This is a genomic window from Alicyclobacillus kakegawensis NBRC 103104 (genome assembly GCF_001552655.1).
Lineage (GTDB): Bacteria > Bacillota > Bacilli > Alicyclobacillales > Alicyclobacillaceae > Alicyclobacillus_G > Alicyclobacillus_G kakegawensis.
The window spans coordinates 145,103-169,393 of sequence record NZ_BCRP01000001.1 but is presented as its reverse complement, the minus strand read 5'-3'; the positions used below and the strand labels follow the sequence as shown (position 1 = coordinate 169,393).

Here is a 24,291-nt window from a genome sequence, read left to right as displayed (position 1 = left end):
GCCACTTCCACGGGGGTTGACGCATTGTCCAAGATGATGATTGAAGGCGGCCATCGCCTGCGCGGCAGGGTCCGGGTCAGCGGCGCCAAAAACGCCGTGTTGCCCATTTTGGCCGCGAGTTTATTGGCCGAGTCGGGAACCAGTCAAATTGAAGATGTGCCAGACTTGCTTGATGTTCGACACATGATGGAGACCATCCAGTCGCTCGGCGCGATTGTCGAGCGGCGCGGCCATACCGTGCGCATCAACGCGTCCCGCGTCGACAGTTGTGAACCCCCTGCTGATCTGGTTCGGCGCATGCGCGCCTCGTTTGTGGTGGCCGGGCCGCTTTTGGCGCGCTTTGGACATGCCCGCATCGCCATGCCGGGCGGTTGTAACATCGGCCCCCGGCCGGTGGACCTGCACATCAAGGGTTTCGAAGCGATGGGAGCCACAGCGGTGGTGGAAAACGGGGCCACTGTCTTCCATGCGCCTCCCGGCGGATTGCGGGGCGCCCGCATTTACCTGGACATCCCAAGCGTGGGGGCCACCCAGAACCTGATGATGGCCGCGTGTCTGGCCAAGGGCACCACCATCATTGAGAACGCGGCCAAGGAGCCGGAGAACGTCGATTTGGCCAACTACCTGAACGCGATGGGGGCGCACGTGCGAGGAGCCGGGACGGATATCATTCGCATCGAAGGCGTCCAATCGCTCACTGGTGCCACCCATAACGTCATCCCTGACCGCATTGAAGCGGGCACGTTCTTGCTCGCCGGCGCCGTCATGGGCGAGGGTGTCTATGTGGAAAACGCCGTCTCCCAGCACCTGATGTCGCTCATCGCGAAACTGGAAGAGGCCGGCGTGCAGTTGGAAGATGACGTCTCGGGCATCCAAGTCTGGCCGGTTCAGGGCGGGCGCTTGCGCGGGATTGATGTGAAGACCCACTACTATCCCGCTTACCCGACCGATCTGCAGGCGCAGATGGTTGCGGCGCTCACTCTCTGCCTGGGCACCAGCATGGTGACCGAGACGGTGTTCGAGAACCGCTTCCTGCATGTGGCCGAGTTGCGCCGCATGGGCGCTCAGATTCAGGTCGAGGGAAGGTCCGCCATCATCGAAGGGGTTCCGCGTCTGTCCGGTGCCCAGGTGACGGCGACCGACCTGCGCGCCGGCGCGGCGCTGGTCATCGCTGGTTTGATGGCCGAAGGGGAAACGGAGATCACCGGCCTGCACCACATTGACCGAGGCTACGATGACTTGGTCGGCAAGTTCCAGTCGCTTGGCGCCCACATCTACCGGATTGACGAGGAGGGGGCGGGAGCCCGGCTCCGCCTTGTGCCTCTGCGCAAAGAGGGCTGAAGCGCACGGAACAAGGCATCATCCGCGTTCGCGCTGAGTATGGAATCGCGAGCCGTTCTGTCTGCGAGCCTGTCCGCATATCCCTAGTACGGAGCCACTTGGCGTCCGAGCAGGGAGGTGGACAGGCTTTGTTCTTTTTTTCACGTCGCCGTGTTCTATCGCGGCGCGCCCCGTTTGCCCGGCGTCCGGGCCGCTTCCGCGCGGGAACCCGGGGCTTCTCGGCCTCGCCGTCCACCCGTGCCGTTGGAGGTGTCCGTGCTGCGGCGAAGGCAGCCGGCGGTATCGCCGCCGCGTCCGGGCGGCGGTTGTTTCTTCGCTGGTCCGAGGCGGACGCGCGCATCCAGGCCGGGTTCTTACTGCTCGCCGCCTTCTTCGCCATGGTCGTACTCCCCGGCGCTGTCGCGGCTACTGTACATCAAGTGCACAGCCGCGGCCCGAATCCGGTTGCCGCGTGGTCGAAAAGCCGGGACGCAGCCGTGAAGGTCACAGTGTACCGGGTGGGGACCCGGACGGTGGTGAGCATGCCGGAGAACGAGTACCTGTTGGGTGTCCTGGCCGCCCAGGTGAATCCGCACGCGCCGCTGGCCGCGCTGAAAGCGGCGGCGGTGGCCGCCCGCACGTACGCGGCCCACGCCATGCAGGCGCCTGCGGGGCAAACGGCGCTGGCGAGGGCCCACCACGCCGATGTGACCGACAATCCGGCCGTCGACCTGCCCTGGCTGCCGGAGTCGGCCTGGGACGAGCGGTTTGGCGCGGACGCCGGTTGGGTCAAGGCGCGCTTGGAACAGGCTATCTTGGGCACAGACGGTATCATCCTTGAGTACCGCCGGCAACCCATTATGGCCTTCATCACCACCATCACGAACGGGTGGACCCGGAGCGCGAGCGGATCGCTGAAAAAGACCGCGCCCTACCTACGCGCGGTGGCTTGCCCGGCCGACCGGGCCGCGGAGCGGACGAGCACGACAAGCGTCAGCCGGGCCCGATTGGCCCGGGCGCTGGGCGAGACGGCTGTCAATCTGGCGGGGGTGCGGGTTGCTGAGCGCGACGCCCAAGGGTATGTCGTGCGTGTGGAGGCGGACGGCAGGACCTGGACGGGGGAGTCGTTCGCCGCGGCGCTGGGTCTGGCTTCACCCTGTTTCACCTTGCGCGTGGACAAGTCCGGGCTGCGTGTCACGGTGCACGGGGAGGGGCCCGGGTTTGGTCTCAGCCTGCATCAGGCGAGCGCGTTCGCCGAGCAGGGGCGGGATTGGCAGTGGATACTTGAGAAGTTCTACCCCGGCAGCAAACCGGTCCGGGTATAACCGTCCGCCCGGGCGGAGGTGGCGACATCCGCACAAAACCTCGTGTGTCTGTGAAGGTTGCGGGTAGACAGGTATAGAACGCGGACAACGTGGCGACACTGGCCTAATGAGGTGAGCGCCACATGGAGGATAACAAGAATACCAATCCTTCACAGACAAAGCGAGAGACAGAACAGGCTAAGACGGCGCCCATGGCGCCTGAACCGACCGTCGTGTCCACACGCAAGGTGTTCTCGAAGCGTTGGGTTTACCCGGCCATCTACCTGGGGGCGGCTGCGCTGATCATTGGCCTGATGTACGCGCGCAGTCAGATGCACACGTCCCAGACCTCCGGCACCGTGGCCGACGAGGGGAATCTGCCGACTCAGGCCCAGACGACCGATGTCGCCTACACCTGGCCGGTGGCCGAAGGCACTCAGATTCAAGTCAGCATGGGGTTCTTCCCCGAGCATGGATCCCAGCGCGAGCAGGCCAAGGCACTCGTATCGTATGACGGAGGCTTTTATCCTCACACCGGCATCGACATCAAGGCGCAGGACGGCAAGCCGTTTGAAGTCGATGCGGCAGCCAGCGGTACGGTGACCGCGGTCAGGGACGATCCGCTCAACGGCAAGACGGTTGAAGTCACCAGTCAGGATGGCAATGTGGAGCTGTACGAGTCGCTGGGCAGTGTTTCGGTGCACAAAGGCGACAAGGTGACCATGGGCCAGGCGATTGGTCAGAGCGGCACCTGCCGGTTTGAAGAGAGCCAGGGCAACCACCTGTTCTTCGCGGTAGAGAAGGACGGCAAGACCCCGGTCGACCCCGCTTCGGTATTGCCCAAGCGGTAACCCACTAGATACGTTGCTAAACCCATCACGACGGACTGTGGCCGTTTCCAAAGGAGCGGCCTACTTTCTTATTATTTCCCCGCACGCAAATGAGAGAAAACAAAAGCTAGAATGACGAAAACTGCTCTGACAAGCCCTCATCCCGCTTTCTCAGGCATACCGTGTACACCCCCTCATATACTGTATCAGACCACCTGAGCAGAATGGGGAGGCGAGGGGAGTGCACGATTACATCAAAGAGCGCACCTTGAAAATTGGTGAGTACATCGTCGAGACCCGCAACACGGTGCGCACGATTGCCCGCGAGTTTGGGGTTTCCAAAAGCACCGTCCACAAAGACTTGACAGAGCGGCTGCCGGAGATCAACCCCGAACTGGCCAGCCACGTCAAGGAGATCCTGGAATACCACAAGTCCATCCGCCACCTGCGGGGCGGTCAGGCGACAAAAATGAAGTACAACAAAGAAAGTTCGACAGAAAATTACAAGCCGCAGACAGGAGTTTCCCAGAGTTTGTAGAACTTTAATTTGGGCTCGATGTGGTCATCGTGCACGTCCACAAACTGGCTCCACACAGCGGTTGCAGAGGATACGCCGAGTCTGATGCTCAGTTGGGGAGGATTCGTAGTAAATGTTTTCGAGGGAAATCGGAGTGGACCTGGGCACGGCCACCGTGCTGATCCATGTGAAAGGGCGGGGCGTTGTCCTGTTTGAGCCGTCTGTCGTGGCCATCGACCAAACGACCGGGCATGTCGTCGCGGTCGGCGAAGAGGCGCGGCAGATGCTGGGACGGACGCCGGGGAATATTGTCGCCATCCGGCCGTTGCGCGAAGGAGTCATCGCGGACTTCGAGGTCACAGAAATTATGTTGCGCCACTTTATCCGCAAGACCATTGGCAAGAGCATGATGGCCAGGCCGCACCTGATGATCTGCGTACCGGCCGGCATCACCTCGGTGGAGCAAAAGGCGGTGCGGGAAGCCGCCGAAGCCTGCGGTGCCAAAGGGGTCGACCTGATTGAGGAACCGAAGGCGGCGGCTATCGGTGCGGGACTCAACATCTTCGAGCCAAGCGGAAGCATGGTCGTCGACATCGGCGGCGGTACGACCGACATCGCGGTGCTTTCGCTCGGCGACGTAGTGACCTCGGCATCGTTGCGCGTGGCGGGGGACAAGCTCGACGAGGCCATTATCGCGTATATCAAGCGGGAGCACAATCTGCTCATCGGCGAGCGGACCGCCGAAGAGCTGAAGAAGGAACTGGCGACAGTATTCCCGGACGGCCGTACGGGGGAAATGGATGTGCGCGGTCGCGACATGGTCAGCGGCCTGCCGAAGACAGTCAACATCCACGCGGAGGAGATGCGTGAAGCCCTGGCCGATCCGGTCGCGCAGATCGTGGGCGCGACCAAGTCGGTGCTCGAGCGCACGCCGCCGGAGTTGGCGGCCGACATCTTCGACAAGGGCATCGTCCTGACCGGCGGGGGAGCGTTGGTGGACGGATTGGACAAGCTGATGGTCCGGGAGCTTGAGATCCCGGTGCATGTGGCCGAAGATCCGATGCGCTGCGTGGTTCGTGGAACCGGAATGTACATTGAGAGCCCCTACCGGCTGCGCAGCGCTCCGCGCCCGTCGCGCAGGCGCGTGGCGCGCTAGTGGGTCAAAAAATCTGCAGCGCGGGAGGGATGCGTGATGATTCGCGGTTTGACGACGGCAGCCGCCGGCATGCTGGCGGACGAACGGATGCAACAACTGCTCGCCAACAACCTGGCCAACCTGGAGACGCCCGGGTTCAAGGCGAGCGATGGGTCGATGCTGTCTTTTCCCAATCAACTGTTGGCCGCCCTGGATTACACCGGGGAAAACGGAGAGGGGTCTCCCATAGGTCAGCTGGGCACCGGGGTGGTGTTTCAAGAGGGGGTGCCGCTGTTCAGCCAGGGTGATCTCACCCAGACCGGGCGCAACCTGGATGTCGGCATCCGCGACCAGACTCCGGCCGGAACATACGCCACGGTGGCGGGCCCCGGCGGCCAGCCGGAATCGGCAGCGGGCACCGTGACTGTGGGCGCCGGAGGACGGCTGTCGCTGGGCGGCCAACCGCTGGCCGTGCTGGATGCCAACGGCAACGTGATCGCCGGTGTGTACGCGATTCGCAACCCCGCCTACCAAGGGCAGGCTCTCTATGCGGCCGATGGGGAGCCGGACTACGATGCAAACGGCAACCCCTCCTACCTGTTTGCCAACGCGGCTGGCCAGGTGCTGGCGTCGCCGCAGGACGCGGATTGGCAGAACGCCTCCATCCGCGTCGGCAACGAGCAGGACATGGGCTGGCACAGTTTCTTCGCCGTGGCTTACACGTCCCCGGAGGGCGCGGCGGGCATCGCGCTGACGCGCGACGGCCACTTTGAGGTCAACGCCCAGCACACCTTGGTCGACGCGGCGGGGCACGCGGTGCTGCCGGTGGATGCTAACGGCCGGCCTATCGTCGGAGCGCGCATTGTCATCAACCCGAACTACCAAGGAGACACCCTGTTTGCCGCCGACGGTGGGCCGGTGTTCGATGCGGCGGGGCAGCCCTCGTACGAAGTGGTGGACGCCAACAACCAGCCGGTAGCTGGAGCCCGTCTGGGCTTGGTGGACGCGGACGTGACGCAGCTGCAACCGTTGGGAGAGACGGAGTACATGCTCGGTACGCTCAATCCCCAGGCGGTGACTGCGGCGCTACGCCCGGGCACCGGATCCCTCAGCCCCGGCAGCCTGGAGCAGAGCAACGTCGACGCGGCGTCCACCGTGGCCAACATGATGATGGTGATTGGCCAGTACCAGGCCAACCAGCAGGTGATACAGACGGAAGACACCTTGCTCGACAAGGCCGTGAACGATGTCGGGAAAGTGAACCTGTGACGAGGGTAAGGGGGTAGACCGATGCAGTCGTTATGGACAAGCCTGTCCGGCCTTACCGCCGGGCAGGATTGGTTGACAGACATCGCCGCCAATGTGGCCAATGTGCAGACGCCAGGGTACGCACAGGAGGGCACGTCATTCGCCGACGAGTTGACGGCCGCGCTGCCTGCGTCCGCCACCGCGCCTATGGATGCCAATCGCTACACGCCGCCCGGGTGGCGTGGTGGCACCGGGGTGCATTCCACAGCGACCGACTTGGACTTCTCACAGACGTCCGTGGTTCAGACCGGCAATCCCATGGACGTGGCGGTGCAAGGTCCCGCCTTCCTGCTGGTGCGGGACAGCGACGGGAGGGAATTGGTGACCAGAGCGGGCAACCTGGCGTGGAGCCGGCAGGCGGACGGGCGCTTCGCGCTTGCGACCGCGTCCGGTCAATTGGTGCTGGATCGCAACCGCCAGCCTATTTACCTGCCTCCTGGTGTCGGCGCGGGCGAGGCGGAAGCGGATATGCAAATCAGCGCCGATGGACAAATCCGGTGGGGGAATCGCGTGGGCCCGACGATAGCGCTGGTGGACGTGCCGCTGCCCGGTCAATCGCTGCAGCCTGCGGGCGGTAACGCTTACGCCATTCGTCCCGGCTGGAATTATCGCCTGGCGGCCGCAGGCCAGGGGAACGGGCGGTCGATGTTGCAGCAGCAAGCCCTGAACCAGAGCAGCGTCGACCTTACCGACGAGATGACCCAGATGATACAGGCACAGCGGCTGTTCGAGTTGAACGCAGAGGCATTGCAGATGACCAACCGTATGATGGGCACGGCGGATGACATCCATGTGGGCTGAGGCGGCAGCGCTTGTGCGGGCGTAAAGGCCCGGCGGGTCTGGTAGATTCGGACAGGGTATTTGCAGTTGCGTCCTTTCAATATCCGGCGGTATAATTTCCATCGTATAGAAGAGGGGGCCGGGGAGTGAACCTGCCGAACACGCTGACCCTGTTCCGGTTTGTTCTTATACCCGTGTATTTGTGGGCTTTTTACAGCGTGGCCAGCCCGCACAAGGTGAGCGCGCTTTTTATTTTGTTACTGGCGGGGTTAACGGATATACTGGACGGATACATCGCGCGGCGAAAGGGACTGGAGACGCAGACCGGACAGTTGCTGGATCCGCTCGCGGACAAGCTGATGATGGTGGCTGTACTGTTCTCGCTCATCCAATCGAACCGGGTGTCGTGGTTGCTTGCCGGGTTGCTTGTCTTGCGCGATGCGCTGATGATTCTTGGGGCCGCATTTTTCTACTTTTTGGGCAAGCGCGCGGTGCCGAAGGCGAATCGTTGGGGCAAGACGACCACGGTTTTCTATTACGCGAGTATCTGCTCTATCATTCTGGCTTGGCCGGGTGATACGTTTTCTACGTGGCTGCTCAGTTTCACGTTGGTGTTCTCCTACGTGACCACCTTTCTATATGTGGCAAGCATGCAGATTATCGACGTGCACCGTCGCGTTTTGTAAACCATGGTGCAGTGGCCGCCCGCGCCGACACCGTGCACCTGTCCGTGCCTGTCGCCTTGGTGTCCGACGCGCCGACGGCCAGTGCACCTATGTCAACCCCGCGCCAGCTTCGGCCGCGGGGATTGCTTATATTTTGCGATCACGCCGACACACATATGTCGGCAGGATGTGGACCTGGAGGGAAACGCATGTCAGACTGGACGTTGCCGTTGTATGCGGAGGACATTCGCAAGATCCTGCCGCACCGCTATCCATTTTTCCTCGTCGACCGGGTGACCGAGCTGGAGCCCGGCAAACGTGTCGCCGGCTACAAGCTGGTGAGCGCCAATGAGCCGCACTTTCAAGGGCACTTCCCGGAATACAGCCTCATGCCGGGGGTGCTCATCATGGAGGCGATGGCCCAGCTCGGCGGGGTGGCGGTGCTGACGATGCCCGAGTTCGCGGGCAGGCTGCCGATGTTCGCCGGCATGGACGGCGTGCGTTTCCGCGGCCAGGTGCGCCCCGGAGACCGACTGGACATGGAGCTAACCATCGACCGTATACGCGGCACCATGGGCAAGGGCCAGGGCCGCGCGTTGGTCGACGGAAACCTGGTGGCCGAAGGCACCATACTGTTCGCGATTGGCTAATCCGTTAGTGTCCGTCGCCCGGTCGCAAGTGCTCGCGGAGTTTGCGCAGGGCGCGTTTGCGCACCGTCTTCACCGTTTCAGCGGAAACGCCAAGGGCCTGTGCCAGCTCTTTGATGCGCCAGCCACTGGCCATGGCTTCGGTGACCACTCGCTCTCGTTCACTGAGACCGGCAGCGGGGAGTACCAGCCGCCACTCTATAAGGCTGTACGGGTTGGCCGTCCTGTCTGACGAGAGGGCGGCTTGGCCATCGTCCCATGCGCGGGGGCGGTTTTTGTCTCTGTCTGTCCGTTCCAACCGGGCGTCGTGCGTCCACCATCGGCGCATCGCCGTGCGTACGTCGCCGTGCACCTTGCGCTGGGCGTAGGCCGCAAAAGGCACGCCGAAGGACTTATCGTAGTCGCGAATGGCAAGGAGCAGGCTGAGGTAAGCCTCCTGCAGGGCGTCAGCCTGCGAGAGACCCCGATAGCGGCGGGAAATCGCTTGCAGCATCCCTTCAAACTGGGCCAGCAACGCCTGCACGGCCACTTTGTCTCCTGTCTGCGCCCGTTCTATCCACGTCTCAACCGCCACATGCGTAGACGTCTCCGTCTCCATTTGCTTGTCTCCTTGTGGGAGACCGGTCTCCTCTTGGATTTGCGCGCAGGCCCAGGATAGTCTACCGGTGGCGCGGTAGGCGAACCCGGACATGTCCGCAAGTCCTCGACAATGGAGAATGGCAGGACACTCCGATTCCACCGGTCGGGGCCATTCGATGCGGAGAAATGGGAAATCCACTTGATATGTTCACTATTACATGTAAGTTCCATTTATATAAACCAATTAAGTCCTTAACTTTCAATTGAATTTATTGAATGTGAATGAAAACACTCATATACTTTCGGAATAGAAAATAATCCAATAGATCATTCTAGGGGGTGAGGAGATGGAGTTTTACATTCCAGGCCCCGGGGTGGCGCTTTATCTGCGGCGCGCCGAGGTGCCGGACAGGAAACTGTGGGTGCCCCGCATCGTCGCGTGGGCGCCCGTGTACCTCAAGGACTTTGGCAATTCGTCGGTGGTGTACGGCGAAGGCGGGTTGGAAATGGTGTTTGGCAGTAGCGCCGTGTGGATACGAAAGCAGGTAATGGGGTGTTACTGTATCAGCCAGGAGGATCTGCGCCTGGAGTTCCGCCGCCTGAACAACCGGTGGCTGTACATGCCCATCGTCATCCCACCGCGCAACTTGGTGTATGTCTGCCTCAAGATGCGCACCAAGCTGCGCGGGCGCAACGACGGGGCCGTTGGATACATCGCCGATACGTACATAGCGGATCTGGACACGCTCAACTCCCATACCACCCGCATCCTGCTGCTGGACGGGCGGATCATCGATGTGCCCATGAGCAGGGGGAGCGTCATGCAGCGTCTGGTGGAAGCCGAGTTGTTTCGGAGCCGGTTACATAGTGAGCACGTGCTGTGACGCCGCTACGCGTCTGCGTCCGTCTCTTTGCGCAGATCCCGATGGCCGCCCGGGATGTCGTCGTGGCTCTCGTCATCGCCCGATTCCAGGTGGTATGGGTACGGCACGTCGCTGGGTGGCGACTCCGTCTCCAGGTGCGAGAGCTGCGTGGAGCAGGCGTACGCGGGGTGTGATTTTGCGGGTGTCGCCCATCCGTGTGTCCCGCCCGTCGACACACTCGGCCCGGTTTTTGCCCACATACCGCCCAGCGGCGGGTGGACAGGCATCGGCATAGGTTTGTGTTTCATGGTGTGGTGGGAGGTCATCACCGGCATCGCCAGGGCCATCTTGGCGCTGCGGAAATCGTTTTGGATGATCTGGTCCGGGTGATGGACAGGATACAGCCCCCGCCTGTACATATAGTGAAACACTTTCGCGTGCAGGCGGATGGTCTTGCGCAGGTGGGCCATCAGCATGCGGCGCACCTGTGGTGTGGCTGTCTCGGTGATGGCGGCCGCAGTGTTGCGCACCGAGGCCTTCGCATAGCCCAAAAGGGCTCCGGCGTAGACTGGGTCTTGACCGGCATGGGTCATAAACGGTTCTCCTTTCGGTTTTTTGCAGCAGATTTTTGCGGAGGACGGGATAAAACCCGCCGCCAGGGTGAAGATCAGGTCATGTAAGCGCGAGCCTTGAGTGCGCCCATCAGCTCATAGATGCAGCGCTCGCCCGCTGCAATGGCTTCCAGGTAGAGTTCGCACAGAGCTGGGTCGTGGATTTTGGCCGCCGCCTTCTTATGACGGGCCAGATGATTGGCCTGGAACGCCAGCAGTTCGTGCAGTTCCAGGGTTTCATGCGGCGCGAGACGGTGTCCGCCGCGAGTCTTCCACTCAGGTTCAGCGGCAAGGTCCGAGTCCATCGTCATTCCAGACTCCGGTGGCAGTTTCATGCGGATCGTCACTCCTTCACTTTCACTGAAGGTTCCAGGCACCCGGGTACTTCAGCCTATTGCGCATCTGGGCCCGCTGCCACCACCCGCATGGGAAATAGGCACCTGCCCTTGCGAGCAGGATGGAGCAGCGGCGGGACGGGAAGGAGGTTACGTGGATGGGCCTGCGCCAAGTTATGGGGCGGTTTCTGCCGTGGTTTCTCGTCGTCCAGCCGCTCTTGGACGCCGCCACCACGGCCAGCCTGTACACCTTGCACGGCCCTGTCACCGTCGGCGTCCTGGTGCGCGTTGTCGCGCTCCTGGGCGGCATGGCGTATCTGTTCACCGGAGCCAGCCTGCCACAGCGGCCGAGACGCCTGTTGCAGGCCTATACGCTGCTGGTTGCGGGCTTTCTCGCGGCCAACTTTGTGGTCAACTACCTCTACAAGCCGGTGTTCTCGCCGCGCCTGGAACTGACGTATGCGGCCAAGGCCTGGTACTTTCCCACTCTCCTGCTCACCTTTGCCACTTTCCTCCGCTCATCTCGGCCAGGCTTCTGGCCGGCAGTCGCCCGGGCCGTGTCTGCGGCGGCGGGATTGACCGGCGCCGTCATGTTGACGGCCACCCTGACCGGCACCGCCCTGCCCAGTTACCACTACTTGGGGAAAGCGGGGGTGAGCGGGTGGTACTTCTCAGCCAACGAGGTCAGCGCCGCACTCGCCATGACCTTTCCGGTAGCGCTGGCCAGGGCGTGGGACGCCCCGTCGTCTATCGGTGCGTGGCAAAGTCTGAGGCGCTGGCTCCCGATATGGCTGGTGTGTTTTGGCCTGCTCGCGCTGGGCACCAAGACCGCGTATTTGGCGGGCGCCGCCGCGCTGCTGGTGGTGCCGCTGGCCTGTTTCGCGCGCACCCTGCAAGGGCGCCAGCGCCTGCCCCAGGCAGGTCGGGCATGGGCGTATGCCGCCACACTGGTGTTCTACCTAGGGGCCACGCCGTGGTCTCCGGTGGCGGCGAACACGCATACGCACATCGCCTGGATTCACCCGCTGGTTCACCCAGGCGCGACGGGCGAGGTAGGCATGGCCCAGGCTGCGGATACAGACGAACTCGTGTACAGCAGCCGCGATGTCTACCTGGCGCAGGCGCGCGCCCTTTTTTCCCACGATCCGCTCGTGCAAAAGGTGTTTGGGGCGGGGTTTGCGGGGAACTACGAGCAACGCCCGAAACTTGTGGAGATGGATTTTCACGATGCGTGGTTCAGCTTCGGAGCCATCGGTTTCGTGCTGTGGGTGCTGCCGTTGGCCGTCCTGCTGGGGGTGGCCGTCTATCGGCAGATGAGGGCCGTCCACAGCCTGCCCACGGCTGCCCCGTATTGGCTGTCCGTGTGTCTGGGCTTGGCCGTCGCCAGTTTGGCAGGCCACGTCCTCGCCGCGCCCGCGGCGAGCATCTACCTGGCCGCTCTCTTGCCTTGCCTCATCCGTATCTTGTCTGGTATCACAGATTCCGCAACGGATCAAGGAATCCCCTAAGCATTCATCCGCTCCACGAAATCCGGGTTGACGCGCGCCCGGCGGAGGCAAGCACAGTTTTGAAGGGAGAGGCGAATCGGGACTGGAAGTGACGTCCATCTGCCAAGTTACCGGTTTTTGCTCTCGACCACCCCAAACACCAACTCTCCCTGTTCATCCTCGCCCACATATTCAGCCGGCCCCACCTCAATCCGGGCCTGTCCGTCCGTCCAATCGGCGATTTGCTCTTTCAGCTTCAAGGTATCCCCTACAGGGGTCCATATCAGCAGTCGGACGTCTTCGGAAAACTGCTTGTCGCGGACCACCCAACCAGCCGACGCCAGCTCGTGCTCCAACTTGCCGAAACGTCCGTAGTCAATCGCGACGCTGACCGGCTGCATCCACCGACACGTGAGCCACTCTGCCTCGTCCAGCACGCGGGCGGCCGTGTCGGTGTACGCGCGCACCAGGCCACTGGCTCCAAGCAGCGTGCCGCCAAAATAGCGCGTGACGACAACCAGGGAGTTGCTCACCCCTCGCCGGCGCAACACTTCCAAGATGGGACGCCCGGCTGTGCCCGACGGCTCCCCGTCATCGGAAAACCGCTCCACCGGCACCCCAAGTCCCACGGTGTACGCATAGCAGTTGTGCGTGGCCGTTTTGTGGACAGCGCGAATCGCATCCAGGTCCGCCTCCGCCTGTTCGACCGAATTGACCGGCCGCAGCTGGCCGATGAAGCGCGACTTCTTGACGACAATCTCCACCTCGGCTGCACGAGCCGGGGTGACAAAATCCGGAGTTTCCTGCATTGGCCTTCGCCCCTTCATCTGCTCGACATGTCGACCGTTATCCATCTCCCACCAGAGCATTACACTAACATAATTCCCTGCCCCCGGCATCCTGGCGGTTACCAGGACTTTTGGGTTGAAAAAATATGTATGTGGTCTATAATGCAAATCATACAAGGGACATGATCCTGCAAGATTCTACACGCGCCCTTGAGGTTCTGAGATGACGCTTCGGTCTCACTTGTATCGATAGATTCCACCACTATGACTCAGCAGCTAGGATTGAGGGGGATAGGTGGGTGATCTATGCGGAGATTCTCGCAGCGGGCAAAGGGACACGGATGGGCAATGTGAACTTGCCCAAACAGTTCCTGACGTTGCAGAACAGGCCGATTGTTGTGCACACCTTGGAGAAATTCCTCGTTCACGATCGATTCGATAAGATCCTTGTCGTGGTTCCTCGTGAATGGATGAATCACGCACAAGACATCATCCGCAGGCACATCGGCACGGATGAGCGCGTGGTGGTCGTTGAAGGTGGCGAGGACAGAAATGGCTCCATCATGAGAGGCATTCAATACATCGAGGAGCATTACGGCGTCCACGACGACGATATCGTGGTCACGCACGACTCCGTGCGCCCGTTTGTTACCCATCGCATCATTGAAGAGAACATTGAGTGCGCACTCCGGTACGGCGCGGTTGATACGGCGGTACCCGCCATCGACACCATAATCCAATCGGAAGACGGTCGAGTCATCACGGATATTCCGCTGCGGTCCGAGATGTTCCAAGGGCAAACGCCGCAGAGTTTCAACATCAAGAAACTGGTTTCCCTCTACCAGCAATTGACGGGCGAACAAAGACGCGTGCTCACGGACGCCTGCAAAATCGTGTCTCTGTCCGGGGAGCCAGTTTATATTGTCCGGGGCGAGGTGTTCAATATCAAGATCACGACCCCGTATGATTTGCGGGTCGCCGAGGCGATGTGTGAGGAGAAGGAACCCGTATGATCAACCAGGTGTACCGCCTTGTCGCCGCTCGTCAATTCGAAATCGCTTACAAAGGGGTCGACCTGAGGGCGGACCACGTGGTGGTCCGGCCCACGTACTTATCCATCTGCGCAGCAGATCAGAGATATTACACCGGTTCACGCAACCAGGAGACGATGCGCAAAAAGCTACCGATGGCCTTAATCCACGAAGGCATCGGTCTTGTCGCCTATGATGCCGCCGGAGAATACCGTGCCGGAACGTCGGTGGTGATGATTCCGAATCAGCCCGTGGAGCAAGATCCTGTGATAGCCGAGAATTATCTCCGGACAAGCCGTTTTTGTTCGAGCGGGCATGACGGCTTTATGCAGGACTATGTCTTTTTGCCCCGAGACCGGGTTGTGCCTCTATTTCCCGGCTTCGATCCGCACGTCGCCGCGTTTACGGAACTGGTTTCCGTGAGCGTGCACGCCCTCGGCCGCTTCTCCCGCAAGGCCCATAGCCGAAGAGAGGCGTTCGGGGTGTGGGGAGACGGGAATGTCGGGTTTATCACGGCCCTGCTGCTCAAGACGTACTATCCGGACAGCCATGTCGCCGTGTTCGGCAAGACCGACTGGAAACTGGAGAATTTCTCTTTCGCGGACGCCGTGTACCGAGTGGACGCCGTTCCGGAGTCGGTCCACGTGGACCATGCGTTCGAATGTGTGGGCGGCATCGGCAGTCAGGCCGCTGTCAACCAAATCATCGACCATATCCACCCGGAAGGCAGTATAGTGCTTTTGGGGGTCTCGGAATACCCGATTGAAGTGAATACGCGCATGGTGTTGGAGAAGGGGCTGACGGTTATTGGGAGCAGCCGGAGCGGCCGGGACGATTTCGTGGAGACCGTCGATCTACTCAAGCGTCATCCGAATTTGATAGACTACTTGCAGCGCCTGGTCGGGGTGGTGAACGAAGTTCGATCCCTGCGCGACATTGTGGAGACGTTTGAGGTGGATCTAACCAGTCCATGGGGAAAAACGGTGATGAAATGGGCGATTTAGCGACGGCACCGTTGGATACAGATACAGCCAGAACGACGCGCCCAGGACCCAAACCTGCCCGTGTTGCCAACTTCAAAGTGTTGTCCACATGGCTGGCGAAGTGGATTATTCGTCTGGCCTATTACGGAGCGTGCGCTCTTTTTCCCGTTAGAAAGGACAAGGTGACCTTGGCGTCGTACCGAAGCGCGCGTCTGCACGGGAACCTGCGGGCGGTGTGCGATGAACTCAGGCGACGCAATCAATATCATGTGGTCGTGTTGGTGCGCAAGTATCAGGGGAGTTTGATGGATAAAATCAGCTACGTGTTTTACATGGTGCGAGCTGGATACCACATGGCCACATCGAGATACTTTGTGATTGACGATTACTACTTCCCCGTGTATGTCGTGAAATTGAGAAGAGGGACCGAAGTCATCCAGCTCTGGCACGCGGCCGGAGCGTTCAAGAAATTTGGCTACAGCATCATGGGCAGGACGGTGGGAACGAGCCCAGATTATGTGCAGCACGTGCCGATTCACTCCAATTACTCAACAGTGATTGTCAGCTCGAGCGAGGTGGTTTCTCACTATGCCGAAGCGTTTCGGATGTCGCCGCGACGTATCCTGCCGCTGGGTCTGCCGAGAACTGACAAGCTGCTCAACCCGGAAGTGCGCAACCAAATAATCAAGGAATTTTACGATGCATTTCCCGATTTAATTGGGAAGAAGCTGATTTTGTACGCCCCGACGTTCCGCGGAGAGAGTTACAATCAGAGCCGGTTCCAGTGTCCCATCGACATGGGCACCTTGTATCGAATGTTGGGAGACGAGTACCGGGTACTCGTCCATTTGCATCCATATATGAAAGGGATCGACTTCCCGGGGCCCGGGGATTTTTCGGATTTTGTTCGCGTGGACCTGCGGGGAGTGGAGATCGAAGACCTGATGATTGTCTCCGACTGTCTGGTGACCGATTATTCGTCTGTGATATTCGATTACAGTCTGCTGCTCAAGCCTATGGCTTTCTTCGCCACCGACTTAGATAGTTATGTGTTGGAACGGGATTTTTATTACGATTACAAAACCTTGATTCCCGGGCCGTTCTTCACAGAGACCCGAGATCTTGCAAGGTGGATTCTCTCTGGCGATTTCCAGTTAGATGTTATCCGTCGTTTTCGGGATCGATTCTTTGATGCGGTTGACGGGCGTTCCACGCAAAGAGTGCTGGATTTGTTTGAGACGCGTGCATAACCATAAAGATGAGGATTTGAGATGAGGCTACCTGTCTTGGGACGTGTCGTATCGCTGCTGCGCCGGCAAGGGTTATGGGCTGTGATGAAAATCATAGAACAGAGGTTTGTTTATCGGGCATTTCGTTCATACGGTTTCCGGATTTCCTACTCCCTGTTTAAAATCCTCCCCATTCAAAGAAAGATATTGTTTGCTTCCGACAGTCGGGGACAATTGGATGGGAACCTCAAATTCGTGTATGACGAACTGTTGCGGCGCGGCTGGGATTACACCTATGTATTCGCCCTTTCGCCGAGTATTGGCCGACGCAAGACGTATCGGGAACTGATTCGGTTGGCGTTTCATTTGGCAACGTCCCGGTTTATTCTGTTGGATGACTTTTATCCCATGGTGTATCCATTGAAGATTCGCAAGAAAGCGGAGCTGATTCAGGTCTGGCATGCGGCAGGTGCCTTTAAGAAATTCGGCTACAGCCGTGAAATCTACACAGGCCACAAACGAGGAATCAACCACCGCAACTACACGAAAGCCATTGTCAGTTCGAGGAATGTCATTCCCTATTATGCCGAGGGGTTTGGCATTTCTCCCGAACGCATCATACCCTGTGGTGTGCCACGCACAGACGTCTTCTTTGATGAGGGTTATCGCGAATCTGTGAGGGAAAAGTTTTTCAAGCAATATCCCGACTTGATGTCCAAGAAAATCATTCTCTACGCCCCGACATTCCGGGGCAGCGGGGAGAGTAGCGCCTACTTCCCGTTTGAGGTTGTTGACGTGGATAAGCTATACGAGGCTCTGAGCAATGAATATGCCTTTCTAGTCAAGATGCACCCGTTTGTCAAGGACAGATTCCCGATTCCAGATGCATATCAGGGATTTCTGCTCGATTTCTCACAGTACAGGGAAGTCAATGATTTGTTGTTTGTAGCCGATATCCTCGTCACCGATTATTCGTCGGTTTGTTTTGAATATGCACTACTACACAGACCCATGCTGTTTTTTGCTTTTGATCTCGAAGATTACACAACCAAGAGGGATTTTTATTTTAGTTATGAAGATTTTGTCCCCGGGAAAATCGTCAGAACTACGGAGGAAATGGTAGAGGCCATAAAAACACGCGACTTTCATACCGACATGTTGGACAAGTTCATCGAATACTTTTTTGATCACGTGGACGGGCGTTCAAGCGCCCGGTTCGTAGACATGGTTATGACGGGGGAAAGAGGCACCGCACGTCGGATGTCAGCTGTTCGGGCCAAAATGGTTACGCGGAACTGACTTTGAGTAGGTCCGACATGATCCTTTGGCCAATGGAGGTTGAGGCGCGATCGTCTCTGACGACGATCTTATGTAATTCTCTCAAAAAATCATGGTAATAGTTCATCGTATAATGAACGTAAAACGGCCCCCACGGGTGTTCTTCGTATGACAAATAATTATTGTTGGAAAAAAGATCGATAACATCGGTGCCGTATGTCTCAACGACGTATTCATCCATTCGTGACCACATCTCATTGTATGCCTCTACATCAATAGGCTGGACACGTCCAGAAGTGCTCAGCCGCTGAGGGGCACCATCTCTTGGGTAGAAATAATCCACGTTCCTTGCTTTGTGGATGATGATTTTGCAATCAGGAACGGTGCGATGAATAAAATGGAACAATCTATCTGCACACGTCTTCCACAGATTGAAATATGCCTCCGGAGTTTGTTGGAGGGAGAATTTGATGACACCCCCTTTTTCTTCTAGTTCCTTGTAATAGGAAGTTTTCCATAACTTCCACCTATTATTGGTGATATATTGTGTATCGCTCAATTGAATACAGCCAAAGTGTACATCCGCAAAGAAGTCTATGAGTAAATAATCCGGTGACAATCCCGGGAGCAGGTCCAAAAACTCCTTGGTGAACTCGGTTTCCACATTCCATCTATCGTAGTCAGACAGATTATTGATCTTACGTGGATCATATTCTATCCGGTCACTCATAAGGCTTATGATCGAAGATTGGTTCTGCGTCAACCCGCAGTTGTAAAAATCCCTGTAGTGAGGATTGAAACGGGAATTGAAAACGTCCCGCGTGGCACAACATCCGAGCACTGCAACGTTGATGAGCGTCATAAGACATCACTCCATTTCCGTGCTCAGGACCACGAGGATGGAAATCATACAGAATAACCCCGAACTCCGTTCGATGATTCATCCGCTCTCCTAGCTTTCAGTTTCCGGCGGAGCAGGTAGAGGAAAATTGGAAGTGTCGATTTCCATCGGGCCGCGGCCATGGCGGCTGGATAGAGATGATTGTGGCGCGACCGGTATTCCTGGAAAACATTATAATGCATGTTTGTCAGTATATGTGTCAAAATGCGCAAATGTTTCCGCCGGGTGGACCATGACAAGGACAGATAGCGATCAATCGTGTTTCGCACGAAATAATATGGAATTGAGGGTACAGAATTTAAGGTCCTTTTGTCCAGTGTGTTCAGCCACCTGTAAATTAGGGTAAGCATGACGGATTGCTCTTTCCGATTTCGCCTGCTCAAAACCTCTTGGTACAGGGGCCCAATGTAGCCGCTCATCAACTCCTCGCAGTAGTTTGCAATCAGTTCCATGCGAATGTATTTGTTTATATGGAGTCTGCCGACATTCTCCACGAAGCTGGAAAACTCTTCTGTGAACTGGTGGATAGCGGTCTCGATTTGGGTTAAGATTCTGGAATCAGAAGGCTCGTCCCCTATTGAGGGGATTTGGAGTAATGGCTGCCGGGAGAGAGGGTATACATGGATCCAGTCAGCGCTGAGCAAGGCGCGGGCCTTCCATTCATATGGGTCATATTGTCTGTTTGCGCTGTGGATTTCCCGTGACAGTTTCGCCAACAGGTTACGGTGAAACACCATATGGCTGATGTCGGCGTCGTGCAGCAGGGAGGGCACCTCTTCAAGCCGCGAATATTGCCTGTAGGAGTCGCCATGCGAACGAAAAACGATCACGTCGTGGTCATGGAGGCCGACCTCGGCAATCCGACGGACGATCTCCCCGATAGAATACTCGTTGTTATCCGTGCCCTGCTGAAACCAATAATATGCTGCTGACGTTTTGTCAAGCAACTGGGATAGGTTTTCTGCAATGTTATTCGGTTCGCTTGAAATAACAACCTTGCTTGAGTTTTTCACTGCCAATAGGTCACCATCATTCATCTCGGCCCCCGTGCGACACAGGAAGCAATATTCGCATGCAGGGGCGGAAGAATTTGCTGCGAGAAATTTGCCAATGACTGTGCCTGGTTCATCAACTGCGATGACCCAGCATAGGACTGGTTGCAGCTCGTCCACGGAGATCCTTCCCCTTCCATTTCGCTTCATCATGATGCGTGAACGCCTGCATGAACCGGTGCAATGAGAGCCCATCCCGGTGATCGAAGAAATGTTCCGAGAACCTTTCTATCCGATCCAAATCAAATGCCCCGGCTGAGATAAGGCGAATGACCTCATCGGTCGTTCGAGCGATAGGGCCGGGAACAAACTTTGTATAGTCATAATAAAATCCGCGCTCCGAGAGATACTCTTCCAAGTCGTAAGCGTAAAAGATCATCGGTCTACGAAGCAGGCTGAACTCAAACACGATAGACGAATAATCCGTTATCAGCAGGTCGGCAATCAACAACAGTTCATTAACGTCTTGGACCGAAGACAAGTCCAGGACAAAGTCCGTGAGTTCCTCATTCAGTCGAATGGCTTTTTTGACCACAGGATGGAGCTTCAGAAGGAGTCGGTACTCCGATGACAACTGTCTTTGCATGAGATGTAGATCAAGTTCCACATTGAATTTCGCCCGCTGACCGGGCCGACCGCGGAAAGTCGGTGCGTATAAAAGTATCTTCTTTCCTCGCAGAATCGGGTATTCACCTAGATACCGCCGCTTGGTATACTCAATGAGTTCCTTATCAAAGAACATGTCCGTGCGGGGTACGCCTATAGGCAACACGGTGCTCTCGGGCATGCCAAAGGCCTCGGCATAGTGCGGTACAACTGACCGGGAATCGGTTACCGCGGCTGTGTAAATCCGGTGAGCCCTTCTTTCGAATTCGTCAGAGTTGGAGTCGACCTGGCCTATGGCGCTGAATCCAAACTTCTTGAAGGCGCCGCAAGCATGCCAGGTCTGGACCACCGCTGTATCCTTTCTGGCCAGCAAGTTGTATAAGGGTCTATAGTAATCATCCAGGACGATGGTTGCGGCGCTTCCAAAGTTATAGAATTGGCAGCACTTCTGCAGAAATCCTCTTCTGTGTCCGCCGTACACTCGTAGCCGCGACACATCGTTGGTGTAGAAAATGTGGTCATAGATAGCCTTCAGGTTACCTCGTAGTTGATTCCCCTTGCTGGTTGCAAGAACAATTTTTCGCGATCTGCCAGGGAATATCTTCCCGAACGTGAAGACTACCCGCCGGAGAAAGGCGGATGTCAATTTTGCTCTTAGCTGCCTTCCTTTTCTTTGTTGGACGAACCACCAGAATGGCATCGTGCTGCGGTGCTGGATGGCCTTGGTCGCCACTTTGAATACCTTTCGATGTCGACTGCGAAATGCGTCTTTGGCAGAAGGGTCCAGCTTCGAGAATATGGTATTCAGCAGTTGCCAATATGGTCGGTAAGCACCAATTCGCACTTGGTGGAGTCGATCCATGATACCTTTCACGAACCAATAACGCACGCCGGGGACCAATGCCAGTACCTCATTGTCCCAATCACGAATCCAGTTATTGAGGGACTCAAACGTCGCTCTCTGGACATGAACATCCCGTGTCCGAAGAGCCGACGTGAGACGGGGCCAAATATCCATGGACACGACTCGCTCCAAATAATTGCACAACAAGTCCCGGTTGTGATTCAGAAGAGGCGTGATTAAGGACACCATTTCATACAGGTTGTCCAGGGCTGAAAGTGGCCTCGCGAGAGCTTCCTGCGTCAGTGAATGGGTTCCGTCCTCGCGGACGCGGTAATAATAAACGACCGACCCTACCGAGTATATTCGATGGGCGCGCAAATAGGCTTGAATTACAAACGGCTGGTCTTCGCCCAAGGTGATATGCTCGGGGAAACGGATATCTTGGACGAGGTCTCGTCTGTAGAGCTTTGCGCATGGGCCGACGGAGTAAAACAATTCTGGATTGTCAATGAGTTGTTTGAATCCAGGGATGGTAAGGCCCTTATCCACTTGAATTCGGACGGGCCAGCGCCCCTTGCTGTTGAAACGGACCATGGAACCCATGACCAAGTCGGCATTATACTTGCACGCCGCCGTGTACAGTACCTCAAGGGCGTTTTCTGGCAAAAGATCGTCAGAATCGACAAAACAGATGTATTGCCCCTTGGCCGCGGCCAAACCATGATTACGAGCCGACGCAGGACCTCCGTTTTTCTTTCGTAAAACGTGAAATCGCGGGTCCATGGCGGCATACCGACTGACGATGTCGTTCGTCCGGTCGGTCGATCCGTCGTCAACCAAGATAAACTCGATATCTTGAAGGGTCTGCTTCAGCAGTCCCTGTATCGTCTGTTCGATGTAATTCTCCACGTTGTAGATTGGCATTATCAGGCTAACCAAAACACTGCTCGTCCCTTTTGACGTCTTAACTTCCGGCATGGAGCCCATTCATCTCTTCGTCCCCTCAGTACAGCGGAATCCTGATGTCATGTTCACGTTGCCGAGTGTTTCGGATAAAATCGAACCGCTATTCCTGTCACGGAGCGGCAAACATATTAACATATCGTGTGCAGTTTGCCTGTCTACACGGGGTAGGCACGTGAACATTGTAAAGAACCTACTCGCTGTTAGACAAGCCGAGATTGAATATGGTCGATGTTTTGCCTTCACCCGGTTCGCTGCTGGCGACAAGAATGACCTTCGTCTCTTTCCTCACGCCTGCGAACTGCAGATTGGTGCGTATCATTCGATAAGCTTCTTTGATCGGCGATTTTGGATTTGCCAGCGCGAGGGCTGGGGAGAATGGTTGGATGACGCCACGCCCTTACGCTCCTTGCGTTTGTCGAATTGGGTGGATGCGACGCGGTGGTGCCTGTGAACTTATTGCGGGATTCGACAGAAACCGCAAGATGACACAACCTTACTTTACTATAAATCAGTGGCTTGGGGAAGGCAGGAAGCCGGGCCATACGGGGAGGGGAGACTGGGGCGCAAGACTCGCATTCGGACCCAGTCTCCGAGTTTCGGCCGCGGGTTCAGCCCAGCGCCGGCTCAAACACCGATTCAACCGCTTGATGTTCCGCGGGCAACGCCTCTTCCCGTTGCAGGTTGAACCGTTCCATGATGGGTAGATCGCTCACCGAGAACAAATAGGCGTCGGTCGATCCGGCATTGACATGCTCATGCCAGGCCCAGTTGGGCACGACAAAGTAATCGCCTTCGGCCCATTCGAATTTCTGCCCGTTGATAATGGTGTAGCCGCTGCCACGAAACACGTGATAGATGCTCGCGTAGGTATGCCGATGCGCGAGCGAGTGGAAGCCCTTGGGCAGGCGCTGCATCCACGACGCCACGTTGGGGTGGGCCGGCTGCCCGGTGGAGGGGTTGATGTATTCGACCGCATAGCCGTCAAACGGATCCGGCGGCGTGCCGTCCATGCCGAGGAGCGCTTGTTCGGTCGAGCGCCAGCGGAACCGGTTGAGCGGGGCCGCGGCCGGGCGCCTGTCGGATATCGGGCGCAGCATGCCGCCTTGGTAGCGCTGGGCCGAGTGGCCGTCCGGCACGGACGGGGACTCCAGGTGGTCGGGGTGCGGATCGAAAAACGTGCCGCCGATGGCGTAGATGAGCGGGATGTCGAGGCAGTCCATCCAGAACATCGGCTCCTCGCCCGTGTGTGCGTGCCCGTGCCACAGCCCCTGCGGGGTGGTGAGAAAGTCGCCCTCCTCCATGAACACCCGCTCCCCTTGGACAATGGTGTACGCGCCTTTGCCGTGCGTGATGAAGCGCAGGGCGCTCTGGGTGTGCCGGTGCGACGGGGCCGCCTCGCCGGGCAGAATCAGCTGCACGGCGGCGTACAGGGTCTGCGTGGTGGACGCCCAGCCCCACGGCTGGCGTTGGCGCAGGCCGGGGTTTTGCAGGTAAATGGCGCGCCGTTCGCCACCCCGGTCGGGTGTGAAGATTTCACGGGCTTTCATCAGCTTGTCGTGCAGGAGCTGCCGCTTCCACAGATACGGTACAGCCTGCGGCTGCGGCTCCCTCGGCATCAGGACGGGAATGGCGTGCCACAGTGGACCGAGGTGAACGCTTTCCAGCTCTTCGTTGAACTGTCGCACCTCCGGGCTGTCGAGGAACGCGTGCGTCTCCAATTAGAATCCCTCCTCGCGGGCCTGTTCGTACGCCGCCAGGTTGCGGCGAATCTGTCCAATGTGGCCCGAAATGTGTTCCACCAGGAAGTGATCGAGAAGAAACGACAGCGGCTGGTTGCCGAACTTCGGATTTACATGATCCGCCCGTACTTGCAGGTCCTGGTCGGTGATACTGGACAGTGTGCGGTCGATGAGGTCCTGCGTCGAGCGCACCCCTTCGACGACATCCTGGGTGCTCCGGTCGTGCGCTCGAGCGACGGCGCCCAGGCGGCTTTCGTGTTGCAGCGTGCGGCCCCATTTTCGGGCCGGATCGGCCAGAGTGGCCTTGAGTTCACTCATCCAGAACGTGTTCGCCTCCTCAACGTGGGCGAGCACCTGCAGGATGGTCCACTTGTCTGCCGCCGGTTGAAAACGGATGACCGTTTCCGGCAGCGGCGCGACGGTGTTCAGCATTTCGTCCAGCAGACCGCGAATCTGCTGCCGGTATGCCTCCACTTGGCTCATGGGGTCACCT

General features: G+C 58.1%; 25 protein-coding genes. 16 read left to right on the top strand and 9 right to left on the bottom strand.

Translation table 11 applies throughout. The annotated features are described in order from the left end of the window. Nucleotides 1-24: 24 nt before the first annotated feature. The 9 genes from murA (at nt 25) to fabZ (ending at nt 8,509) form a co-directional block, all read left to right on the top strand. The gene (gene murA / locus AK2_RS00760; protein WP_067930163.1) at nt 25-1,341 is read left to right on the top strand and encodes a UDP-N-acetylglucosamine 1-carboxyvinyltransferase; all 1,317 of its coding nucleotides are present in this window, start codon (nt 25-27) and stop codon (nt 1,339-1,341) included. A 128-nt stretch (nt 1,342-1,469) separates the two neighbouring features. Beyond that, on the top strand, nt 1,470-2,645 hold the full coding sequence (locus tag AK2_RS00755; RefSeq protein WP_083520704.1) for a SpoIID/LytB domain-containing protein: 1,176 nt from the start codon (nt 1,470-1,472) through the stop codon (nt 2,643-2,645). A 122-nt stretch (nt 2,646-2,767) separates the two neighbouring features. After that, nucleotides 2,768-3,475, top strand: a complete 708-nt coding sequence (locus tag AK2_RS00750) for a M23 family metallopeptidase (protein ID WP_067930162.1) — start codon at nt 2,768-2,770, stop codon at nt 3,473-3,475. Nucleotides 3,476-3,695: 220 nt separating this feature from the next. Further along, entirely contained in the window at nt 3,696-3,992 is a 297-nt protein-coding gene (spoIIID, locus tag AK2_RS00745) for a sporulation transcriptional regulator SpoIIID (RefSeq protein WP_067930161.1), read from the top strand. Nucleotides 3,993-4,104: 112 nt separating this feature from the next. After that, nucleotides 4,105-5,127, top strand: coding sequence for a rod shape-determining protein (locus AK2_RS00740; protein WP_067930157.1), 1,023 nt, complete (start codon nt 4,105-4,107; stop codon nt 5,125-5,127). Between the two features lie 36 nt (nt 5,128-5,163). Further along, the gene (locus tag AK2_RS00735) at nt 5,164-6,375 is read left to right on the top strand and encodes a flagellar hook-basal body protein (protein WP_067930155.1); all 1,212 of its coding nucleotides are present in this window, start codon (nt 5,164-5,166) and stop codon (nt 6,373-6,375) included. 21 nt (nt 6,376-6,396) lie between these two features. Continuing rightward, a complete protein-coding gene (locus tag AK2_RS00730; protein WP_067930152.1) occupies nt 6,397-7,215 on the top strand; it encodes a flagellar hook-basal body protein in 819 nt (272 codons plus the stop codon). Nucleotides 7,216-7,340: 125 nt separating this feature from the next. Further along, on the top strand, nt 7,341-7,880 hold the full coding sequence (locus AK2_RS00725) for a CDP-alcohol phosphatidyltransferase family protein (RefSeq protein ID WP_067930151.1): 540 nt from the start codon (nt 7,341-7,343) through the stop codon (nt 7,878-7,880). 188 nt (nt 7,881-8,068) lie between these two features. Further along, nucleotides 8,069-8,509: a 3-hydroxyacyl-ACP dehydratase FabZ gene (gene fabZ, locus AK2_RS00720; protein ID WP_067930149.1), complete on the top strand. Its 441-nt coding sequence runs from the start codon at nt 8,069-8,071 to the stop codon at nt 8,507-8,509. A gap of 4 nt (nt 8,510-8,513) precedes the next feature. Here fabZ and AK2_RS00715 read toward each other — a convergent pair whose 3' ends face one another. After that, the gene (locus AK2_RS00715; protein ID WP_067930146.1) at nt 8,514-9,104 is read right to left on the bottom strand and encodes a sigma-70 family RNA polymerase sigma factor; all 591 of its coding nucleotides are present in this window, start codon (nt 9,102-9,104) and stop codon (nt 8,514-8,516) included. A 328-nt stretch (nt 9,105-9,432) separates the two neighbouring features. On the opposite strand from AK2_RS00715, the gene AK2_RS00710 reads away from it, so the two are divergent. Beyond that, on the top strand, nt 9,433-9,969 hold the full coding sequence (locus tag AK2_RS00710; protein ID WP_067930144.1) for a hypothetical protein: 537 nt from the start codon (nt 9,433-9,435) through the stop codon (nt 9,967-9,969). Nucleotides 9,970-9,974: 5 nt separating this feature from the next. Here the strand turns inward: AK2_RS00710 and AK2_RS17360 are convergent, their stop codons facing one another. Then, on the bottom strand, nt 9,975-10,541 hold the full coding sequence (locus AK2_RS17360; RefSeq protein WP_067930143.1) for a spore coat protein: 567 nt from the start codon (nt 10,539-10,541) through the stop codon (nt 9,975-9,977). A gap of 74 nt (nt 10,542-10,615) precedes the next feature. Next, nucleotides 10,616-10,894, bottom strand: coding sequence for a hypothetical protein (locus AK2_RS17355; RefSeq protein ID WP_245632696.1), 279 nt, complete (start codon nt 10,892-10,894; stop codon nt 10,616-10,618). Between the two features lie 158 nt (nt 10,895-11,052). On the opposite strand from AK2_RS17355, the gene AK2_RS00695 reads away from it, so the two are divergent. Further along, complete coding sequence (locus tag AK2_RS00695; protein ID WP_067930141.1) at nt 11,053-12,402, top strand: O-antigen ligase family protein; 1,350 nt, start codon at nt 11,053-11,055, stop codon at nt 12,400-12,402. A gap of 107 nt (nt 12,403-12,509) precedes the next feature. Here the strand turns inward: AK2_RS00695 and AK2_RS00690 are convergent, their stop codons facing one another. Further along, nucleotides 12,510-13,190, bottom strand: a complete 681-nt coding sequence (locus AK2_RS00690; protein WP_067930139.1) for a YigZ family protein — start codon at nt 13,188-13,190, stop codon at nt 12,510-12,512. A gap of 278 nt (nt 13,191-13,468) precedes the next feature. Between AK2_RS00690 and AK2_RS00685 the strand changes: the two genes are divergently transcribed. Genes AK2_RS00685 through AK2_RS00670 form a run of 4 tightly spaced genes read left to right on the top strand, consistent with a single transcriptional unit; the run spans nt 13,469 to nt 17,711 of the window. Beyond that, the gene (locus AK2_RS00685; RefSeq protein ID WP_067930137.1) at nt 13,469-14,182 is read left to right on the top strand and encodes an IspD/TarI family cytidylyltransferase; all 714 of its coding nucleotides are present in this window, start codon (nt 13,469-13,471) and stop codon (nt 14,180-14,182) included. After that, nucleotides 14,179-15,204: a ribitol-5-phosphate dehydrogenase gene (locus AK2_RS00680; RefSeq protein WP_067930136.1), complete on the top strand. Its 1,026-nt coding sequence runs from the start codon at nt 14,179-14,181 to the stop codon at nt 15,202-15,204. The genes AK2_RS00685 and AK2_RS00680 overlap by 4 nt, the downstream gene beginning before the upstream one ends. Beyond that, nucleotides 15,171-16,433 carry a CDP-glycerol glycerophosphotransferase family protein gene (locus AK2_RS00675; protein ID WP_083520700.1) on the top strand — a complete coding sequence of 421 codons (1,263 nt, stop codon included), beginning with the start codon at nt 15,171-15,173 and terminating at the stop codon, nt 16,431-16,433. The genes AK2_RS00680 and AK2_RS00675 overlap by 34 nt, the downstream gene beginning before the upstream one ends. A 36-nt stretch (nt 16,434-16,469) precedes the next feature. Further along, nucleotides 16,470-17,711: a CDP-glycerol glycerophosphotransferase family protein gene (locus AK2_RS00670; protein WP_169794705.1), complete on the top strand. Its 1,242-nt coding sequence runs from the start codon at nt 16,470-16,472 to the stop codon at nt 17,709-17,711. Here AK2_RS00670 and AK2_RS00665 read toward each other — a convergent pair. Genes AK2_RS00665 through AK2_RS00655 form a run of 3 tightly spaced genes read right to left on the bottom strand, consistent with a single transcriptional unit; the run spans nt 17,698 to nt 22,080 of the window. Then, nucleotides 17,698-18,552: a DUF6270 domain-containing protein gene (locus AK2_RS00665; RefSeq protein ID WP_067930134.1), complete on the bottom strand. Its 855-nt coding sequence runs from the start codon at nt 18,550-18,552 to the stop codon at nt 17,698-17,700. The genes AK2_RS00670 and AK2_RS00665 overlap by 14 nt on opposite strands. Nucleotides 18,553-18,596: 44 nt before the next feature. Further along, nucleotides 18,597-19,763: a hypothetical protein gene (locus tag AK2_RS00660; RefSeq protein WP_157076162.1), complete on the bottom strand. Its 1,167-nt coding sequence runs from the start codon at nt 19,761-19,763 to the stop codon at nt 18,597-18,599. Then, nucleotides 19,720-22,080 (bottom strand): bifunctional glycosyltransferase/CDP-glycerol:glycerophosphate glycerophosphotransferase, encoded by a 2,361-nt coding sequence (locus tag AK2_RS00655; RefSeq protein ID WP_067930129.1) that lies wholly within the window; start codon nt 22,078-22,080, stop codon nt 19,720-19,722. The genes AK2_RS00660 and AK2_RS00655 overlap by 44 nt, the downstream gene beginning before the upstream one ends. Before the next feature lie 151 nt (nt 22,081-22,231). Here AK2_RS00655 and AK2_RS16740 point away from each other — a divergent pair, with 151 nt between their 5' ends. Beyond that, nucleotides 22,232-22,510, top strand: a complete 279-nt coding sequence (locus AK2_RS16740) for a hypothetical protein (RefSeq protein WP_157076161.1) — start codon at nt 22,232-22,234, stop codon at nt 22,508-22,510. A 157-nt stretch (nt 22,511-22,667) separates the two neighbouring features. On the opposite strand, the gene AK2_RS00650 is transcribed toward AK2_RS16740, so the two are convergent. Continuing rightward, complete coding sequence (locus AK2_RS00650; protein WP_067930127.1) at nt 22,668-23,777, bottom strand: cupin domain-containing protein; 1,110 nt, start codon at nt 23,775-23,777, stop codon at nt 22,668-22,670. Continuing rightward, nucleotides 23,778-24,281, bottom strand: coding sequence for a DinB family protein (locus tag AK2_RS00645; protein ID WP_067930125.1), 504 nt, complete (start codon nt 24,279-24,281; stop codon nt 23,778-23,780). Nucleotides 24,282-24,291: the final 10 nt, after the last annotated feature.

Excerpts from the sequence above, each read along its gene's own strand:
- AK2_RS00750 (WP_067930162.1), top strand. The coding sequence starts at position 2,768 with ATGGAGGATAACAAGAATACCAATCCTTCACAGACAAAGCGAGAGACA.
- AK2_RS00740 (WP_067930157.1), top strand. The coding sequence starts at position 4,105 with ATGTTTTCGAGGGAAATCGGAGTGGACCTGGGCACGGCCACCGTGCTG.
- AK2_RS00735 (WP_067930155.1), top strand. The coding sequence starts at position 5,164 with ATGATTCGCGGTTTGACGACGGCAGCCGCCGGCATGCTGGCGGACGAA.
- AK2_RS00730 (WP_067930152.1), top strand. The coding sequence starts at position 6,397 with ATGCAGTCGTTATGGACAAGCCTGTCCGGCCTTACCGCCGGGCAGGAT.
- fabZ (WP_067930149.1), top strand. The coding sequence starts at position 8,069 with ATGTCAGACTGGACGTTGCCGTTGTATGCGGAGGACATTCGCAAGATC.
- AK2_RS00715 (WP_067930146.1), bottom strand. The coding sequence starts at position 9,104 with ATGGAGACGGAGACGTCTACGCATGTGGCGGTTGAGACGTGGATAGAA.
- AK2_RS00710 (WP_067930144.1), top strand. The coding sequence starts at position 9,433 with ATGGAGTTTTACATTCCAGGCCCCGGGGTGGCGCTTTATCTGCGGCGC.
- AK2_RS17360 (WP_067930143.1), bottom strand. The coding sequence starts at position 10,541 with ATGACCCATGCCGGTCAAGACCCAGTCTACGCCGGAGCCCTTTTGGGC.
- AK2_RS17355 (WP_245632696.1), bottom strand. The coding sequence starts at position 10,894 with ATGAAACTGCCACCGGAGTCTGGAATGACGATGGACTCGGACCTTGCC.
- AK2_RS00695 (WP_067930141.1), top strand. The coding sequence starts at position 11,053 with ATGGGCCTGCGCCAAGTTATGGGGCGGTTTCTGCCGTGGTTTCTCGTC.
- AK2_RS00690 (WP_067930139.1), bottom strand. The coding sequence starts at position 13,190 with ATGCAGGAAACTCCGGATTTTGTCACCCCGGCTCGTGCAGCCGAGGTG.
- AK2_RS00680 (WP_067930136.1), top strand. The coding sequence starts at position 14,179 with ATGATCAACCAGGTGTACCGCCTTGTCGCCGCTCGTCAATTCGAAATC.
- AK2_RS00675 (WP_083520700.1), top strand. The coding sequence starts at position 15,171 with ATGGGGAAAAACGGTGATGAAATGGGCGATTTAGCGACGGCACCGTTG.
- AK2_RS00665 (WP_067930134.1), bottom strand. The coding sequence starts at position 18,552 with ATGACGCTCATCAACGTTGCAGTGCTCGGATGTTGTGCCACGCGGGAC.
- AK2_RS00655 (WP_067930129.1), bottom strand. The coding sequence starts at position 22,080 with ATGGGCTCCATGCCGGAAGTTAAGACGTCAAAAGGGACGAGCAGTGTT.
- AK2_RS00645 (WP_067930125.1), bottom strand. The coding sequence starts at position 24,281 with ATGAGCCAAGTGGAGGCATACCGGCAGCAGATTCGCGGTCTGCTGGAC.